Raw genomic sequence first — 14,646 nt, forward strand, 5'->3', positions numbered from 1 at the left:
GATTCTCATGAACACCAAGAGCGCTACTGAAGCAGCGGCGCTATCCCGCCAGGAGTACGACAGTGCCAATCTGGGCATTATTGGTGTTTCCGTTGTCGCCGTGCTGCTGACGATCCTGCTGGCGTGGTTGTTGACGCGCAGTATCGTCAACCCGCTCTCACGGGCGGTGCGCGCGGCAGAAGAAATTGCCGCCGGTGATCTGACCCGTCCCATTGAAGTCGACGGCAAGGACGAAGCGGCGCAGCTCTTGCTCGCCCTGGTGACGATGCAGCGCAACTTGCGCCAGACCATCGAGCTGATTTCAGGCTCGTCCACGCAGCTGGCGTCGGCGGCCGAAGAGCTGAGCGCGGTCACAGAAGAGTCCTCCCGCGGTCTGCAGCAGCAGAACAACGAGATCGAGCAGGCGGCGACGGCAGTCAACGAGATGACCGCGGCGGTCAAGGAAGTCGCGCGTAACGCGGTGTCGACCTCCGAAGCGTCACAACAATCCAACCAGACTGCCCGTCAGGGCCGTGATCGGGTGGTCGACACGGTGAAGTCGATTCAGGACATGACCCAGCAGCTCCAGGCTACTTCCGGGTTGGTCGAAGGCCTGGCCGCCCAGGGACGTGACATCGGCAAGGTACTTGACGTGATTCGTTCGATTGCCGAGCAGACCAATCTGTTGGCACTCAACGCCGCCATCGAAGCCGCCCGTGCAGGAGAAGCCGGTCGCGGGTTCGCCGTGGTTGCGGACGAGGTTCGCGCGCTGGCTCATCGGACCGCGCAATCGACCACGGAAATCGAACAGATGGTTGCCGGCATTCAGACGCGCACCGGCGATGCCGTGCAATCCATGTCACGCAACACCGACAGCACCCGCACCACGCTGAGCCTGGCCAATTCGGCGGGCGATGCGCTGGAGCTGATCACCGAAGCCATTGCGCAGATCAACGAACGCAACCTGGTCATCGCCAGTGCATCGGAAGAACAGGCACAGGTGTCGAGGGAGGTGGATCGCAATCTGGTCAACATCCGCGACCTCGCCGCGCAAACGGCGGCCGGGGCGAACCAGACCAGCGCCGCCAGTCATGAGCTGTCGAGACTGGCGGTGGACCTGAAAGCGATGGTGGCGCGGTTTGTGATTTAAGCGGCGCGGTCTGTTCGGGGCGCGCAAGCCTGAAGGACCGGCGCAATCTTGTGGGAGCGAGCTTGCTCGCGAATAGAGTGGCAAAGCCGCTAGATCTCCAGCGGACGAACCTCAGTCTTCGCGAGCAAGCTCACTCCTACACGTCCTGCGGCGTGCCCAAGATCCTGAGTTCACCCCGGTCACCCCAGAGGTCCTGCGAACTGGGTGATATCGCAAGCATTCCCATATCCCACAGAGTATCTATCAGCCATTCCACGCAGCGGGGTTGACCAGATCCTTCGGTCGCTCCCCCGCCAGGGCCGCCAGCAGATTATCCACGGCACAGCGGGCCATCGCTTCGCGGGTCTCGTGGGTCGCCGAGCCCATGTGCGGCGTCGCCACCACGTTGTTCATCTTCAACAGCGGCGAGTCCGGGCTCACGGGCTCCTGTTCAAACACATCCAGCCCCGCCGCGCGAATCTGGCCGTTCTGCAGCGCGGCAATCAGTGCCCGCTCGTCCACCACCTTGCCCCGGGCGATGTTGATGAAGATCGTCTCGGGGCGCATCTGCGCGAACTGCTCGGCACCGATCAACCCCTCGGTTTCAGCGGTCAGCGGCACGGTCAGGCAGACGAAATCCGCCTCGCGCAGCAAGTTTTCCAGGCTGCGATAGCGGGCATCGAAGCGCGCTTCCACGGCCGGCTTCGGTGAGTGGCTGTGGTAGATCACCGGCATCCCGAAACCGAAATGGCCCCGCTGGGCGACCGCCTCGCCTATCCGGCCCATGCCGATGATGCCCAGGGTCTTCCCATGCACGTCGGAACCGAAATGCTTCGGCCCGATGTTCTGCTGCCACTGGCCGTTGCGGACCATAGTGGCCAGTTCCACCACCCGACGGGCCGTCGCCATGATCAGCGCGAAGCCGGTGTCGGCGGTGGTTTCGGTCAGCACATCCGGGGTGTTAGTGAGCAGAACGCCGCGCCGCGTCAGGTACTCGATGTCGTAGTTATCGACGCCTACCGAAACGCTGGACACCGCCTTGAGCTTCGGCGCCAGGTCCAGCAGTTCGGCGTCCAGCTTCACGCTCGCGCCCAGCAAGGCGTCGGCATGGGGCAGGGCGTCGCGCAGACGGGCGAGGCCGTCGCTGGATTTCGGATCATCGATCAGCGTGACCTCGGCCTGGGCTTGCAGGCGCTGCATCAGCGGCGCCGAGAGTTTCTTGTAGAGCACAACATGCTGAGTCATTAAAAGAGTTTCCGATCAAGAATGGGCAGGTGCAGAACCGACGCCGGGCTTGTCGCTCAGGGGCCGGGCCTTGCTGTCCGGTTTGAGCAGCAGCGTCAGCACCACCGACACCAGCAGCGCGCCGCTCATGAACAGGTATGAAGCGCTCAAGGTGCCGGTGACGCCGTTGAGATAACCGACCAGATAGGAGCCGGCGAACGAACCCAGCGCACCGAGGCTGTTGATCAATGCCATGGCACCGCCCGCAACGTTGGCGGGAAGGATCTCCGGGACGATGGCGAAAAATGGGCCGTAGGGCGCGTACATGCAGGCGCCGGCAATAACCAGCAGCGAGTACGACCACCAGAAGTGCTCGGTGCCCAGCGCATACGAGCCATAGAACGCGACGGCGGCCAGCAGCAGCGGCGGCCAGACAAAGGCTTTGCGCTTCTGGGTTTTATCCGACGCCCACGACACCAGCACCATGCCGATCACCGCGGCCAGATACGGCAGGGCCGAGAGCCAGCCGGCTTCGACCATGTCCATCTGCATGCCTTTCTTGATGATGGTCGGCAGCCACAGCACGAACCCGTAGACGCCGATGCTCCAGCAGAAATACTGCGCGGCCAGCAGCAGCACGCGCGGAGAACGGAAGGCTTCGGCGTAGTTTTTCACCGGCTTGATGCCGACCTGTTCGGCGTCGAGGCGCGATTGCAGTTCGGTCTTTTCTTCGACGGTCAGCCATTTGGCCTGGGCGGGACGCTCGTCCACCAGACGCCACCAGATAAACGCCCAGATCACCGCCGGCAGGCCTTCGACGATGAACATCCAGCGCCAGCTGAAGTGCGCCACCAGATAGCCGGACACCACCGACATCCACAACATCGTCACCGGGTTGCCGAGGATCAGCACGGTATTGGCGCGGGAGCGTTCGGCCTTGGTGAACCAGTAGCACAGGTACACCAGCATGGCCGGCATGACGGCCGCTTCGACCACGCCGAGCATGAAGCGGATACCGATCAGCATGTAGGCGTTGGAGACGATGCCGGTCAGGGTGGCCAGGCCGCCCCACAGAATCAGGCTGACGAAGATGAGTTTCTTGACACTCTTTTTCTGCGCATAGATGGCGCCGGGCACCTGAAAGAAGAAGTAGCCAAGGAAGAACAACGCACCGAGCAATGACGACATGCCCGGGGTGATATTCAAGTCTTCGGCCATCCCCGACGCAGCGGCAAAGCCGTAATTGGCGCGGTCCAGGTACGCCAGGCTGTAAGTGATGAAGACGATGGGCATGATCAATAGCCAGCGACGTTTAAGGCCGGCGTGTTTGACGGATTCGAGCAGCTTTTCCATTTCAGGCTCCCTGAGCATGTTGTTTTTGTCGCAGCAGGTGATGCAGGTTCGGTGTGTGTGAAAGCGAGCGTTCAGGCGCTCTGTCGTCGCACGCCTGCCGAAACGTCAGCGGCGTCGAGTGCGGCGCGGGTGGGCAGGCCCTCCATGTCGCCACGGCTTTGCACGGCCTGGCTGCCGACCCAGTTGCCCCGGGCAGTGGCCTGTTCGAAGCCGAGGTTTTCCAGCAGCGCGCTGATCACGCCTACCGCAAAACCGTCGCCTGCGCCTACCGTGTCCACCACCTCGGCCACCGGCACGCCGGGCAAGAACGCCTCATTGAGCTGGGTGCGGTAATACGCGCCCTTGGCGCCGAGTTTGATGATCACCGCCTCGACGCCCATGTCCAGATAAAAGCGGGCGATGTCCGCCGGGGTGTCGAAACCGGTGAGCAACTCACCTTCGGCCAGGCCTGGCATGACCCAGTGGGCGTGACTGGCGAGGTGATTCACTTCGCGGATCATCGTTGCCTGGCTCGACCACAGCGAAGGCCGCAGATTGGGGTCGAACGACACGCTGCGACCGGCCTCGCGCATCTGCGTCATCAGCACGTGGGAAAGCTCCCGGCAGGTGTCGGACAGCGCCGCCGGAATCCCCGTGGCGTGCAAGTGCCGCGCCTTGAGCAACTCCGGGACGATGTCGTTGACCGACAGGTGACTGGCCGCCGAGCCGCGACGGAAATACTCGACCACCGGGTCGGCGCCTTCCAGCTCCAGGGACTTGAACTGAAAACCGGTGGGGTGCGCGGCGTCCACGGTGACGTGAGCGCAATCGACGCCTTCCTGTTGCAGGCTGTCGGTGACGAAGCGGCCCATGGAGTCGTTGCCGACCCGGCTCAGCCACGCGACCTTGAAGCCCAGCCGCGACAGACCGATCGCCACGTTGCTGTCAGCGCCGGCGATGCGTTTCTCGAAGTGGCGGACCTGCGCCAGGTCCCCGGTTTGCTCGGCCACCAGCATGGTCATGGTTTCGCCGAACGAGAGAATATCGATCTCAGACATGGCTCAGCGCCTCCGTTTCCGTTGCGTTGGAGTGAGTGGGTCGCGACTGGCCAAGGTGGGCGAGCAGGGCAACCTGTTCGCGGGTCACCTCCAGCAAGTCGTCGCCTTGCAGCGGGTACTCGATGGCGCGGGGCAGGTTCACCGGCATGTGCTGGATGAGCAATTCCCACTGTTGCAGGTCGATTGAAGCAGGCGGCACGGCGATGAGCTTGCCTGACGCGCTCCGGGTGATTGCCTTGCAGTGCAGGTATTCGACGTAACGGCCCAACTGCTGCGCGGCGTCGCTGGCGGACTGTTCCTGCCAGCGCCAATTGCCGATGTCGAAAGTCATGCCGATGGGCATTTGCAGTGCGGTGATCTGCGCGAAGAACTGCACGAAGGGCTCGATGCGGCCGCCTTGCTCGGTCTGGTCGTTTTCTACCAGCACGTGAACGTCGTAGGGCGCAAGACGATCGGCGAGGGCGGCGACATTGCAATGTTCGCCAAAATGGCCCAGCGAGACCTTAAGCCAGAACGCACCGCACGCCGTGGCGCGCTCCAGGGTCGGTTTCAATTCGGGGTTCGGTTGCGTGTCGCCTTCTAGCCACAACTCAAGGGGCGCCGAGTACAGGCACTCCAGGCCTTGAGCCTGAATAGCCCGGGCGAGGGCAGGGAAGTCCTGAGCATCGACGCTGGGGCTGAACAGCTCTTCGCGCAGCTCGATGCGCTTGACGCCGGCATCGACGAGTAGAGGTATGAAACTGGCCTGGCCTTGCTCGCGTACAAGGTAAGCACCGAAGGCGCCGAGGCTGATGGCAACGGATGGTAGGGTCATTATTATTGTCCTCTGAAACCGGTTACATTTTTGTTCGAACGAGCGAACCGAGAAAAAGTTCGCGTCAGTGTGCAGGGCCTGACCTGCGGTATCTGTGTGGGATGTCAGGTCTGTCGTCGGGTCGAGCCCCGCGCGATCAATTGCGCAGGGAAGTCGTACAGCCGCACCGGCTCCAGATCGCCGCGCAGGCGATTGAGCAGGCACTCGAAAGCGGTGATGCCCATTTCATGGGTGGGTTGCGCGAGGGAGGTGATGCCGCTGCCGACCAGCGGGTACCAGTCCAGTTCGTCAAGGGCGATCAGGCCGACGTCGTTGAACAGATGGCAGCCCAACTCATGCAGCTGGCGGGTGGTGATCAGGGTCGCGACGCCGTTGGCAGTGAACAGCGCTTTGGGGCCGGGGCCTTGTTGAGCGAGGAAGTGGCGCAACCGATCGCGCAACGCCTCGCCGGTTTCGCAGACCTGGCCATGCATGTCGGCGCGCTGGGCAATCTGGTGTTTGAAAGCGTCGACCCGCTCGATCCGCGAACTGGTGCCGTCCTGGGGTTCGGTGACCATCAGCACATCGCGATAGCCGGCGTCATGCAGATGGTCCAGCGCTTGCCGGATCGCCGCGACGTTGTCGAGGCCGACGAGGTCGCTGTGCAGTTCATCGACCTTGCGGTCTACCAGCACCATCGGCAGCTCGCGGTGCAGTTCGCGCAGTTCGTCGAGGTGATGGCCGAGAGTGTTCACGATCAGGCCTTCGATGTTGTAGGAGCGCAGGGCCGCGAGGTGCAGGCGTTCCTGTTCGTCGTCGCGGTCGGTGTTGCAGACGACGAGGCTGTAGCCGTGCTTGCGGCAGGCGGTTTCGACGCCGTGCATGACGGCGATGGAGTAGGGGTTGCGGATGTCGGCGACGAGCATGCCGATCAGACGGGTGCGGCCGCGTTTGAGGCCGCGGGCCATTTGGTTGGGGCGATAGCCGAGGGTGTCGATGGCCTGTTCGATGCGTTTGGCGATGGCGTCGGACAGGAGTTGGCGGTCATCGCCGATGAAGCGCGAGACGCTGGCCTTGGAGACGCCGGCGAGGTCGGCAACGTCGTTCATGGTGACGCGGGTGCGCGGCGTCGGGGTGGAAATGCTGTTCACGGCCTGGACCTTATTGGATTTATCAGCAGGCTTATGGGGGGAGCTCTTTGGCTCTGAAACCGGTTTCAGGAGACACCAGATCTTTAAGGGCGTCAATATCGGTTTGAAGGCATCTGCCTAACGGCAGATATTTCGCCTTCGGCGACTTACTTTTGAAAAGCACCAAAAGTAAGCAAAAGTGCCTGCTCCTGGTTGGGCCCTTCCTTCGTCAGGGTACCTTCACTCCGGTCTCGCTCCGTGGGCCCGCGCCGAACGGACATCCATGTCCTGACGGCGCTCTCGCCGCATCCATGCGGCTCGGCCCACTCCACGAGACCTGCGTTCAGCCTGCACCCAAGTCGCGATTGGTGTCGTCTGGAATTCTTGTGTTTGAAGATCAAGATCAAGATCAAGATCAAGAGCAGATCAAAAGCTTCCCGGCTAAAGCCGGTCCCACAGTGTGTACGCGGTGCTTTTAGTGGGACCGGCTTTAGCCGGGAATGGACGCAGAGCGTCCCGGGATGCATACCCACGCGCAGCGTGGGCACGATCATCACGCGAGAGCATGCGGTCCAATCGTAGGATCGGCTTCAGCCGGGAAGCCTTTGATCTTGATCTTCAACCGAGATAGTTCAGACACCGCAAAACGCGACTTTGGTGCAGGCTGAACGGAGGTCTCGTGGAGTGGGCCGAGCCGCATGGATGCGGCGAGAGCTGCCCCCCGCCATGGATGGCGGATGGCAGCGTGCCCACGGAGCGGGACCGGAGTGAAGGAACCCTGAGGAACGAAGGGCCCAACCGAGAGCAAGCACCCTTGGTTACTTGGGGTGCTTTTCCAAGTAACTCGCCGAAGGCGAAACCGAGGCCGTTAGGCCGTTAGGCCGACGCTTTAGATTTTGATCTTGATCTTAGCCATTAAAGGAATCCCGCCAGGCCAAACACCGCCGGTCGAGCATCGCCAATACCCCATCGGTCAGCTTGCCCAACACCGCCAACACAATGATCGCCGTCAGCACAATATCGGGCCGCGACGTCTCGCGCCCATCACTGAGCAAATACCCCAACCCCTTCGTCGCGGCAATCAACTCCGCCGCCACCAGAAACATCCACGCCAGACTCAATCCCGATCGCAAGCCAGTGAAGATGCCGGGCAAGGCGGCGGGCCAAAACACATGCACCACCATCTGCCACCGACTGAAGCGATACATCTGGCCCACCTCCACCAGCTTGCGGTCGATGTTGCGGATGGCCGCGACACCGTTCAGGTACACCGGAAAGAAAGCCCCAATGGCAATCAGCACAATCTTGGACGTCTCCCCAATCCCCAGCCACAACAGCAACAGCGGCACCCAAGCCAGGCTCGGGATAGAGCGCAGGCCGGCGAATGTCGGCTCCAGATACGCTTCCGCCTCGCGGCTGAGTCCGACCCACGCCGCAAACACCACCGCCAGCCCCGCCCCAATGACGAACCCCGACAGCACCCGCGTCAGGCTGGCGCCGATGTGCTTCCACAGCGCGCCGTCGGCCAGGTCCATCAGCGTCGAGGCGATCTCACTGGGCGCCGGCATCTGGTAAGACTGCACCCAACCCACCCGCACGGCGATTTCCAGCAACAGTAAAATGACCACCGGCACGGCAAAACCCTTCAAGCGGGTCCGCCCATTCCCACGTGCTTGCCGCACACCCGGTTGGGCATCAGAGGCCTCGCGCTCCAACCTCTGCGCCTGGGGGCTGACGCTGCTTTCGGCACCGCTGCCACCGGCTTCGCTACCCCGCGCGCCGCTCATGGCTTGGCGATGACCGCGTTGCCGAAGCCTGGGTCGATCAAGCGGTCGATGACCTGGTCGACGTTCGTGCCTTTGCGCACCAGCTCTTCGGAAACCAGAATCGGCGCGGCGGCCTTCGAAGCGGTGATGTCCTTGTCGGTCAGCAGCGGGCTGCCAAGGTCAGTACGCGTCAATTGCAGTTTGGCGACATCCAGCGGCAGACCTGACTCGGTGGCGAGCAATTGCGCCAGCTCGTCCGGATTTTTCAGCGACCATTCCCGGGCTTTTTCGTACGCGCCCAGGACGGTTTTGATCGCTTCCGGGTGCTCGTTCGCATAGCGCTCGGTCACGCTGACCACGCCAAAGCTGCTGAAGTCCTTGTTGCGATAGAGCAAGCGCGAGCCGGCCTGTATTTCGCTCGCCGCCATGTGCGGATCGAGCCCGGCCCAAGCGTCGACGTCACCTTTTTCCAACGCAATACGGCCGTCCGGGTGTTGCAGATGCAGCAGTTCGACGTCGTCCTTGGTCAGCTTCGCCTGCTGCAAGGCGCGCAGGGTAAACAGGTAAGGGTCGGTGCCTTTGGTGGCGGCGATTTTCTTACCCTTGAGGTCGGCGACGTTTTGCAGGGACGAATCCTTGCGCACCACCAGCGCGGTCCATTCGGCGCGACTGTAGACGTAGATTGATTTGATCGGGCTGCCGTTGGCCCGCGCCAGCACCGCTGAGAGACTGGCAGAGGAGGCGAAGTCGACGCCGCCGCTGTTCAGGTATTCCAGCGAGCGGTTGCTGCCCTGGCTGAACACCCAGCTGATTTTGCTCGTTGGCAGCGCTTTTTCCAGCCAGCCAAAATGCTTGAGCACCAGACTGACCGGTGAATAGTAAGCGTAATCCAGATGTACCTCGGCGGGTGGCGCCTCGGCAGCCTGGGCCAGCGATTGCAAGGTCAGTGCAAGCGCGCCGGCGAGTACTTTTAACGAGGTCGGCAGGCGAGTAAAGGAGGTCATGGTAAGTGTCCAATCAAAGGGCGGAAGCTGCGTACGGCTGCTTGAGACAAAATCGACAGTCGGAGCGAATCGGTTAGCTTGATTGGAAGATTGCAGGCTTTGTGCCATGGACGTTGGGTCTGTGGAGGCCCGGATTTACGGGACTTCATGGCTTTCAATACTGCGCATGGCACAGCAGTCTGATGATCAGGTGTTGCTGGGCAAACAGTTGCGCCGAGCTATTTACGCTCTGGGTTAACTCCCTGCGAAACACACGGCCAGGCCCGTTGGGCGATTAATTCGGCAAATCAGGCGGTTGCGTGCAACCTCTTGAGCGTTTTCTGATCTGATGGGCATTCGTTATACGGAAATATTCGCTCGCCATACTGCACCGAGCCGCACGCTGACAAGGACGTTGCATCGGGCATCATGCCCATCACGAGCCATCAGAAATTCATGCCCATATGAGCTTTTCAACGCCACCACTGTTGTCCCGCGCGATGCAGCGCATGACCTATTTTCTATTGCCGACCCTGCTCATCGCTTCCGCCATTTTCTGGTTCGCAGCGGGCAAGGGTGTGCATGCCGAGCCCAAGAACGGCACCCAGACCCTGGTGTTTCTGCGCCACGCCGAGAAGCCCGAGACCGGCTTGGGCCAGCTGAACTGCCAGGGCCTGAACCGCGCCATCGACCTGTCCACCGTGCTGCCGAACACTTTCGGCAAGGCCGATTTCATCTTCGCCGCGAACCCCAGCCGCCATGTGGAAGAGGGCGAACACGATCATTCCTACAGCTATCTGCGCCCGCTCATGACCGTGGGACCCAGCGCGATCAAGCTTGGCCTGCCGGTCAATATCGACTTCGCCGCCAATGACACCGGCGATCTGGCCGATGAGCTGATGCGCGATAAATACCACGACGCCACCATTTACACCGCCTGGTCCCACGGTTATCTGCCGGAGCTGATCAACAAAGTTGCTCAGGAGGCATCGGGCGAGAAACTCAAACTGGTCGACGACTGGGTCGCCGAGGACTTCGACTCCGTCCTGGTCCTGACCCTCAAATGGAACGACGGCAAAGCCACCCTGCAGTATGAAAACTACAAGCAGAACCTTGATGGCGGGGCCGTGGGCTGCCCGAGCTGATGGGGATCCACCGGATCTCTTTGTGGGACCGGCTTCAGCCGGGAAGAGGCCAGTATGATCACCCTGGATTTTGTAGCGTGGCACCTGACGCTTTCCCGGCTAAAGCCGGTCCCACAGTCGAGGCGACATCCAGTTTTGCTGAGTGCACGCGATCTCTTAGTGGGACCGGCTTCAGCCGGGAATAGGCCGGTTTGCTCACCCTCGATCATGGGTTCCAGCCCGAAAAATTTGTGCCCTTCCATCGATTACGCTAGCGTCAGCCGACCCTGACTGCCGGCGCCTCCGCATGCTTCAAGCTCTCCAGCCCCAGGCCTCGCGCCTGATCGCTTTTAATCCGCCGTTCGACTGGCAGCGCATGCTCGATTTCTTCGCGGCGCGGATGACGGCGGGTGTGGAAGCGGTGGTCGGGGGCGTTTACCTGCGCAACATCGAGTTCAAGGGCAGCCAGGGTGCCTTGACGGTGGAACTGGCGCCGGGCGGGCAGCAACTGCTGGCGACCGCCCACGGCGAGGTGAGTCAGTACATTGATGAGCTGATCGTGCCGGTTTCACACATGTTCGATCTGTACGCCGAACCGCACATCATCGACCAATCCCTTTCGCAAGACCCGTGGCTGGCATCGCTGGTGCAGCGTCGTCCGGGGCTGCGCGTGCCTGGGGCGTTTTCCGGGTTCGAGCTGGCGGTGCGCACGATCGTCGGGCAGCAGGTCAGCGTGAAGGGGGCGACGACGATTGTCGGTCGACTGGTGCAGCGCGCCGGGGTTCAGGTCAACGAGGGGTTGCATCCACAATTGGCCTGGCGCTTCCCGACGCCTGAGGCCTTGGCGCAGGCCAACCTGGACAAGATCGGCATGCCCGGCAAGCGCGTCGATACCCTGCAGCGTCTCGCGGCAGCGGTGGCCAGTGGCGAGCTGTCCCTTGACGTTCGCCATGGCGACCTCGGCGATGTGCGGCGACAGCTGCTGGCCATGCCCGGCATCGGCCCCTGGACCGTGGAATACATCGCCATGCGCGCCTGGCGTGACCCGGATGCCTGGCCCGCCGCCGATCTGGTGCTGATGAACCTGATGACCCTGCAGGAGCCATCGCTGCTCCGTTTGCCGCAGCACAAGGCGCGGGCCGACGCCTGGAAACCCTGGCGCGCCTACGCCGCGATTCACATCTGGAATTCCGCAGCGGACGCGGCAGGCAAGCAGAAGGGCGGTTGACCGGGGAGTTCGAGCGCAAGAACCGGGTGGTTCGGGAGGGGCGCGCGAGTAGTATGACGGCGTACGGCCCATGCCCGGACGATTCCAGATTATCCCGGCGCGCCCGTATCGAGAGCAGAAATCAGAGCAGGAGCCAGACGATGACCTTCACCTACCGTTTCATCGAGTCCCCGGTCGGTCAGCTGAAACTGATCGCCAAAGGCCCGCGTCTGGCCGCCGTGCTGTGGGAAAACGACCGCCCGAATCGCGTGCTGCTGGGGGCGATGAGCGAAGACACCGGCAGCGATATCCTTGACCGGACTGAGCGCCAGCTCGCCGAATACTTCGCCGGGCAGCGTCAGCGCTTCGACCTTGAGCTCGAATTCCATGGCACAGCCTTTCAGCAGACAGTCTGGCAGGCCTTGTTGAGCATTCCCTTCGGTGAAACCCGCAGTTATCTCGACGTTGCCCTGCAGATCGGCAACCCGGCGGCCGTTCGCGCGGTCGGTGCCGCCAACGGCAAGAACCCCATTTCCATCATCGCTCCCTGCCACCGCGTGATCGGCAGCTCCGGAGCGCTCACCGGTTTTGCCGGTGGCCTCGACGCCAAGCACCTGCTGCTGACCCTGGAGGGTTATCAGCCCGCACTGCGGGAAAAGCGCGTCAAGGCAGTGGCTTCGACCCAGGCGTCACTGTTCTAGACTGGCCCACGCACACGCACAGCGTAAAAGTAAGCACCCGCCCCGAAACCGAATCAATGGAGATGATCATGCCCGGTTCCGCTCAGACGTTTCGCTCGCTCCATCACCAATCCACCGTTTTGCGCCTGCCCAATGCCTGGGATGCGGGCAGCGCTCGACTGTTCGAAAGCCTCGGCGCCACCGCCATCGCGACCACCAGCGCCGGGGTCGCCTGGGCCCACGGCTATGCCGATGGCCGTGTGTTTCCGGTCGACATTGCCGTAAGCGTAGCGGCCGGCATCGCCCGGCTGATCAAGGTGCCACTGTCGGTCGACATCGAAAACGGTTACGCGGACGACCCGCAAACCGTCGCGGAAAACGTCAAGCGGGTGCTGGACGTCGGCGCGGTCGGGATCAATATCGAAGATGGTTCCGACGCGCCGGCGCTTCTCGCCCGCAAGATCGAGGCGATTAAGAACATGGCGGCCCGCAACGGCCTAGACGTCTTTATCAATGCCCGCACGGACGTTTATCTGGCGAGTCTGGTCCCTGATGAGTTGCGCCTGCAGGAGACCCTGAAGCGAGGCCAGCTGTACAGGGAGGCGGGGGCGGATGGCCTGTTCGTCGCGGCCCTGGTGGATGTCGAGCCGATCAAAGCCGTCGTTGCAGGCATCGACTTGCCCATCAATCTGCTGGCGCGACAGGGGCTGCCCGCCGCGGATGCGTTGGCTGCATTGGGCGTACGCCGTTTGAGCGCCGGGTCGAGCATTGCCCAGACGCTGTGGGGACAGGCTGAGCAACTGGGGCGGGGTTTTCTGCAGGAGGGCCGCTCGGAGACAGTCACCGAGACCAGCCTCGCGTATCCGCAGATTCAGGCGCTGTTTGAGCGCTAGGCAGGGCTTTTGAGCAGGGTGGCAATTACCGGGATTCGCCGCTCTGTTACAAAAATGACAACCGGATCGACAAGAGGCGCTGGTCAGGGTTATTCGAAAAGAGTACAAATGTGCTCCATGACGACCCTATCCCCAAAACGCGCTGCCATCCTCACGTTCATTCGAGATCGCATCGCCCAGAATGGCCAGCCTCCCAGCCTGGCTGAAATTTCAGAAGCCTTCGGATTTGCGTCGCGCAGTGTGGCGCGCAAACATATCGTGGCCCTGACCGACGCCGGCTTGATCGAAGTCGTCGCCAATCAGGCCCGCGGTATCCGCCTGCTGGACACTCGCCCACGGCCGCAGATGCTCGACATACCCGTGCTCGGCCGAGTGGCCGCCGGTGCGCCCATCGGGCCCGATCTCGATCACCACGACACTTTCACGCTGGACAGCCGCACCTTCATGCGCGTCCCGGATTACCTGTTGCGGGTGAACGGTGACTCGATGATCGATGACGGCATCTTCGACGGCGATCTGGTGGGGATCCTGCAAAGCGCCGAGGCCCGCGACGGGCAGATCATCGTCGCCCGACTGGATGGCGAAGTGACCATCAAGCGCCTGGAGCGCGGCGATGATCAGTTGCGCCTGCTGCCGCGCAACCCTGCCTACCAACCGATCATCGTGCGGCCCGACCAGGACTTCGCCATCGAAGGCGTGTTCTGTGGCCTGGTGCGCCGGGAATGATGGGCGCGGTGGTCAGCCTCGACGCGCTGCTGGACGAGCGGCGCGTCTGGAAGGGGCGTCAGCAGGTTGCTTCGGTGGCCGCCCAGCCCACCGGCCATGCGGCCCTCGATGCAGCGTTGCCTTTGGGAGGCTGGCCACCTGCAGCGATGACCGAAGTGCTGGTCGCAGCCAACGGCACTGGCGAGCTGCGGCTGATGTGGCCAACCCTGGCGCGGCTGGCTGACAGCGGCGAGCGCATTGTGCTGGTTGCGCCTCCCTTTTTGCCCTATGCCCAGGCCTGGCAGATGGCGGGCATCGACTTGAGGCAGTTGTCGATCATTCATGCCAACGAGCGCGATGCCTTGTGGGCGGTAGAGCAATGCCTGCGTTCGGGCAGTTGCGGCGCTGTGTTGTGCTGGCCCACCAAAGTCGACGACCGCGCCTTGCGGCGGTTGCAGGTGGCCGCCGAAACCGGTGAAACCCTGGCCTTTGCCTGCCGCGGGCATGAGGCGGCGGCCAATCCGTCACCGGCTGCGCTGCGCATTGCCATCGATGCACGCCCCAGTCAGTTGAGGGTGCTGAAGTGTCGCGGCGGGCTGGCGCCGTCTTCCCCCGTTCCGTTCACTGCTGACGCTTGAGGTTG

At 62.5% G+C, this 14,646-nt stretch carries 14 protein-coding genes; 7 read left to right on the plus strand and 7 right to left on the minus strand.

The window, feature by feature from the left end; genetic code table 11:
• Positions 1-7: 7 nt before the first annotated feature.
• Positions 8-1,129 carry a methyl-accepting chemotaxis protein gene (locus AC0Z8Z_RS18835; RefSeq protein WP_485620186.1) on the plus strand — a complete coding sequence of 374 codons (1,122 nt, stop codon included), beginning with the start codon at positions 8-10 and terminating at the stop codon, positions 1,127-1,129.
• Between the two features lie 243 nt (positions 1,130-1,372).
• On the opposite strand, the gene AC0Z8Z_RS18840 is transcribed toward AC0Z8Z_RS18835, so the two are convergent.
• The 7 genes from AC0Z8Z_RS18840 to AC0Z8Z_RS18870 form a co-directional block, all read right to left on the minus strand.
• Positions 1,373-2,353, minus strand: coding sequence for a 2-hydroxyacid dehydrogenase (locus AC0Z8Z_RS18840; RefSeq protein WP_485620121.1), 981 nt, complete (start codon positions 2,351-2,353; stop codon positions 1,373-1,375).
• Positions 2,354-2,368: 15 nt separating this feature from the next.
• Complete coding sequence (locus AC0Z8Z_RS18845) at positions 2,369-3,685, minus strand: MFS transporter (protein WP_172611947.1); 1,317 nt, start codon at positions 3,683-3,685, stop codon at positions 2,369-2,371.
• Positions 3,686-3,756: 71 nt separating this feature from the next.
• The gene (locus AC0Z8Z_RS18850) at positions 3,757-4,722 is read right to left on the minus strand and encodes a sugar kinase (protein WP_205483659.1); all 966 of its coding nucleotides are present in this window, start codon (positions 4,720-4,722) and stop codon (positions 3,757-3,759) included.
• On the minus strand, positions 4,715-5,536 hold the full coding sequence (locus AC0Z8Z_RS18855; protein ID WP_485620122.1) for a sugar phosphate isomerase/epimerase family protein: 822 nt from the start codon (positions 5,534-5,536) through the stop codon (positions 4,715-4,717). The genes AC0Z8Z_RS18850 and AC0Z8Z_RS18855 overlap by 8 nt, the downstream gene beginning before the upstream one ends.
• Before the next feature lie 104 nt (positions 5,537-5,640).
• Positions 5,641-6,624 carry a LacI family DNA-binding transcriptional regulator gene (locus AC0Z8Z_RS18860; RefSeq protein ID WP_485620187.1) on the minus strand — a complete coding sequence of 328 codons (984 nt, stop codon included), beginning with the start codon at positions 6,622-6,624 and terminating at the stop codon, positions 5,641-5,643.
• 929 nt (positions 6,625-7,553) lie between these two features.
• Positions 7,554-8,327, minus strand: a complete 774-nt coding sequence (locus AC0Z8Z_RS18865) for an ABC transporter permease (RefSeq protein WP_485620188.1) — start codon at positions 8,325-8,327, stop codon at positions 7,554-7,556.
• 101 nt (positions 8,328-8,428) lie between these two features.
• Positions 8,429-9,415 carry an aliphatic sulfonate ABC transporter substrate-binding protein gene (locus AC0Z8Z_RS18870; protein WP_485620123.1) on the minus strand — a complete coding sequence of 329 codons (987 nt, stop codon included), beginning with the start codon at positions 9,413-9,415 and terminating at the stop codon, positions 8,429-8,431.
• A 479-nt stretch (positions 9,416-9,894) separates the two neighbouring features.
• Between AC0Z8Z_RS18870 and AC0Z8Z_RS18875 the strand changes: the two genes are divergently transcribed.
• From AC0Z8Z_RS18875 to imuA, 6 genes are all read left to right on the plus strand, one after another.
• Positions 9,895-10,539 carry a hypothetical protein gene (locus AC0Z8Z_RS18875; protein ID WP_420793094.1) on the plus strand — a complete coding sequence of 215 codons (645 nt, stop codon included), beginning with the start codon at positions 9,895-9,897 and terminating at the stop codon, positions 10,537-10,539.
• 286 nt (positions 10,540-10,825) lie between these two features.
• Complete coding sequence (locus tag AC0Z8Z_RS18880) at positions 10,826-11,746, plus strand: DNA-3-methyladenine glycosylase family protein (RefSeq protein WP_485620124.1); 921 nt, start codon at positions 10,826-10,828, stop codon at positions 11,744-11,746.
• A 140-nt stretch (positions 11,747-11,886) separates the two neighbouring features.
• Entirely contained in the window at positions 11,887-12,426 is a 540-nt protein-coding gene (locus AC0Z8Z_RS18885) for a methylated-DNA--[protein]-cysteine S-methyltransferase (protein ID WP_485620125.1), read from the plus strand.
• Positions 12,427-12,494: 68 nt separating this feature from the next.
• Positions 12,495-13,298 carry an isocitrate lyase/PEP mutase family protein gene (locus tag AC0Z8Z_RS18890; protein WP_485620126.1) on the plus strand — a complete coding sequence of 268 codons (804 nt, stop codon included), beginning with the start codon at positions 12,495-12,497 and terminating at the stop codon, positions 13,296-13,298.
• 108 nt (positions 13,299-13,406) lie between these two features.
• Positions 13,407-14,024: a transcriptional repressor LexA gene (gene lexA, locus AC0Z8Z_RS18895; protein WP_122537244.1), complete on the plus strand. Its 618-nt coding sequence runs from the start codon at positions 13,407-13,409 to the stop codon at positions 14,022-14,024.
• Positions 14,024-14,641 (plus strand): translesion DNA synthesis-associated protein ImuA, encoded by a 618-nt coding sequence (gene imuA / locus AC0Z8Z_RS18900; RefSeq protein ID WP_485620189.1) that lies wholly within the window; start codon positions 14,024-14,026, stop codon positions 14,639-14,641. Before lexA ends, imuA begins: the two co-directional genes overlap by 1 nt.
• Positions 14,642-14,646 lie beyond the last annotated feature (5 nt).

This window comes from Pseudomonas sp. 1L-C-7-B-C1, assembly GCF_057291635.1.

What these genes read in the sequence shown, in the direction of transcription:
- AC0Z8Z_RS18850 (WP_205483659.1), bottom strand. Translation starts at nt 4,722, where the DNA reads ATGTCTGAGATCGATATTCTCTCGTTCGGCGAAACCATGACCATGCTG.
- imuA (WP_485620189.1), top strand. Translation starts at nt 14,024, where the DNA reads ATGGGCGCGGTGGTCAGCCTCGACGCGCTGCTGGACGAGCGGCGCGTC.
- AC0Z8Z_RS18835 (WP_485620186.1), top strand. Translation starts at nt 8, where the DNA reads ATGAACACCAAGAGCGCTACTGAAGCAGCGGCGCTATCCCGCCAGGAG.
- AC0Z8Z_RS18840 (WP_485620121.1), bottom strand. Translation starts at nt 2,353, where the DNA reads ATGACTCAGCATGTTGTGCTCTACAAGAAACTCTCGGCGCCGCTGATG.
- AC0Z8Z_RS18885 (WP_485620125.1), top strand. Translation starts at nt 11,887, where the DNA reads ATGACCTTCACCTACCGTTTCATCGAGTCCCCGGTCGGTCAGCTGAAA.
- AC0Z8Z_RS18845 (WP_172611947.1), bottom strand. Translation starts at nt 3,685, where the DNA reads ATGGAAAAGCTGCTCGAATCCGTCAAACACGCCGGCCTTAAACGTCGC.
- AC0Z8Z_RS18890 (WP_485620126.1), top strand. Translation starts at nt 12,495, where the DNA reads ATGCCCGGTTCCGCTCAGACGTTTCGCTCGCTCCATCACCAATCCACC.
- AC0Z8Z_RS18860 (WP_485620187.1), bottom strand. Translation starts at nt 6,624, where the DNA reads ATGAACGACGTTGCCGACCTCGCCGGCGTCTCCAAGGCCAGCGTCTCG.
- lexA (WP_122537244.1), top strand. Translation starts at nt 13,407, where the DNA reads ATGTGCTCCATGACGACCCTATCCCCAAAACGCGCTGCCATCCTCACG.
- AC0Z8Z_RS18880 (WP_485620124.1), top strand. Translation starts at nt 10,826, where the DNA reads ATGCTTCAAGCTCTCCAGCCCCAGGCCTCGCGCCTGATCGCTTTTAAT.
- AC0Z8Z_RS18875 (WP_420793094.1), top strand. Translation starts at nt 9,895, where the DNA reads ATGCAGCGCATGACCTATTTTCTATTGCCGACCCTGCTCATCGCTTCC.
- AC0Z8Z_RS18855 (WP_485620122.1), bottom strand. Translation starts at nt 5,536, where the DNA reads ATGACCCTACCATCCGTTGCCATCAGCCTCGGCGCCTTCGGTGCTTAC.
- AC0Z8Z_RS18870 (WP_485620123.1), bottom strand. Translation starts at nt 9,415, where the DNA reads ATGACCTCCTTTACTCGCCTGCCGACCTCGTTAAAAGTACTCGCCGGC.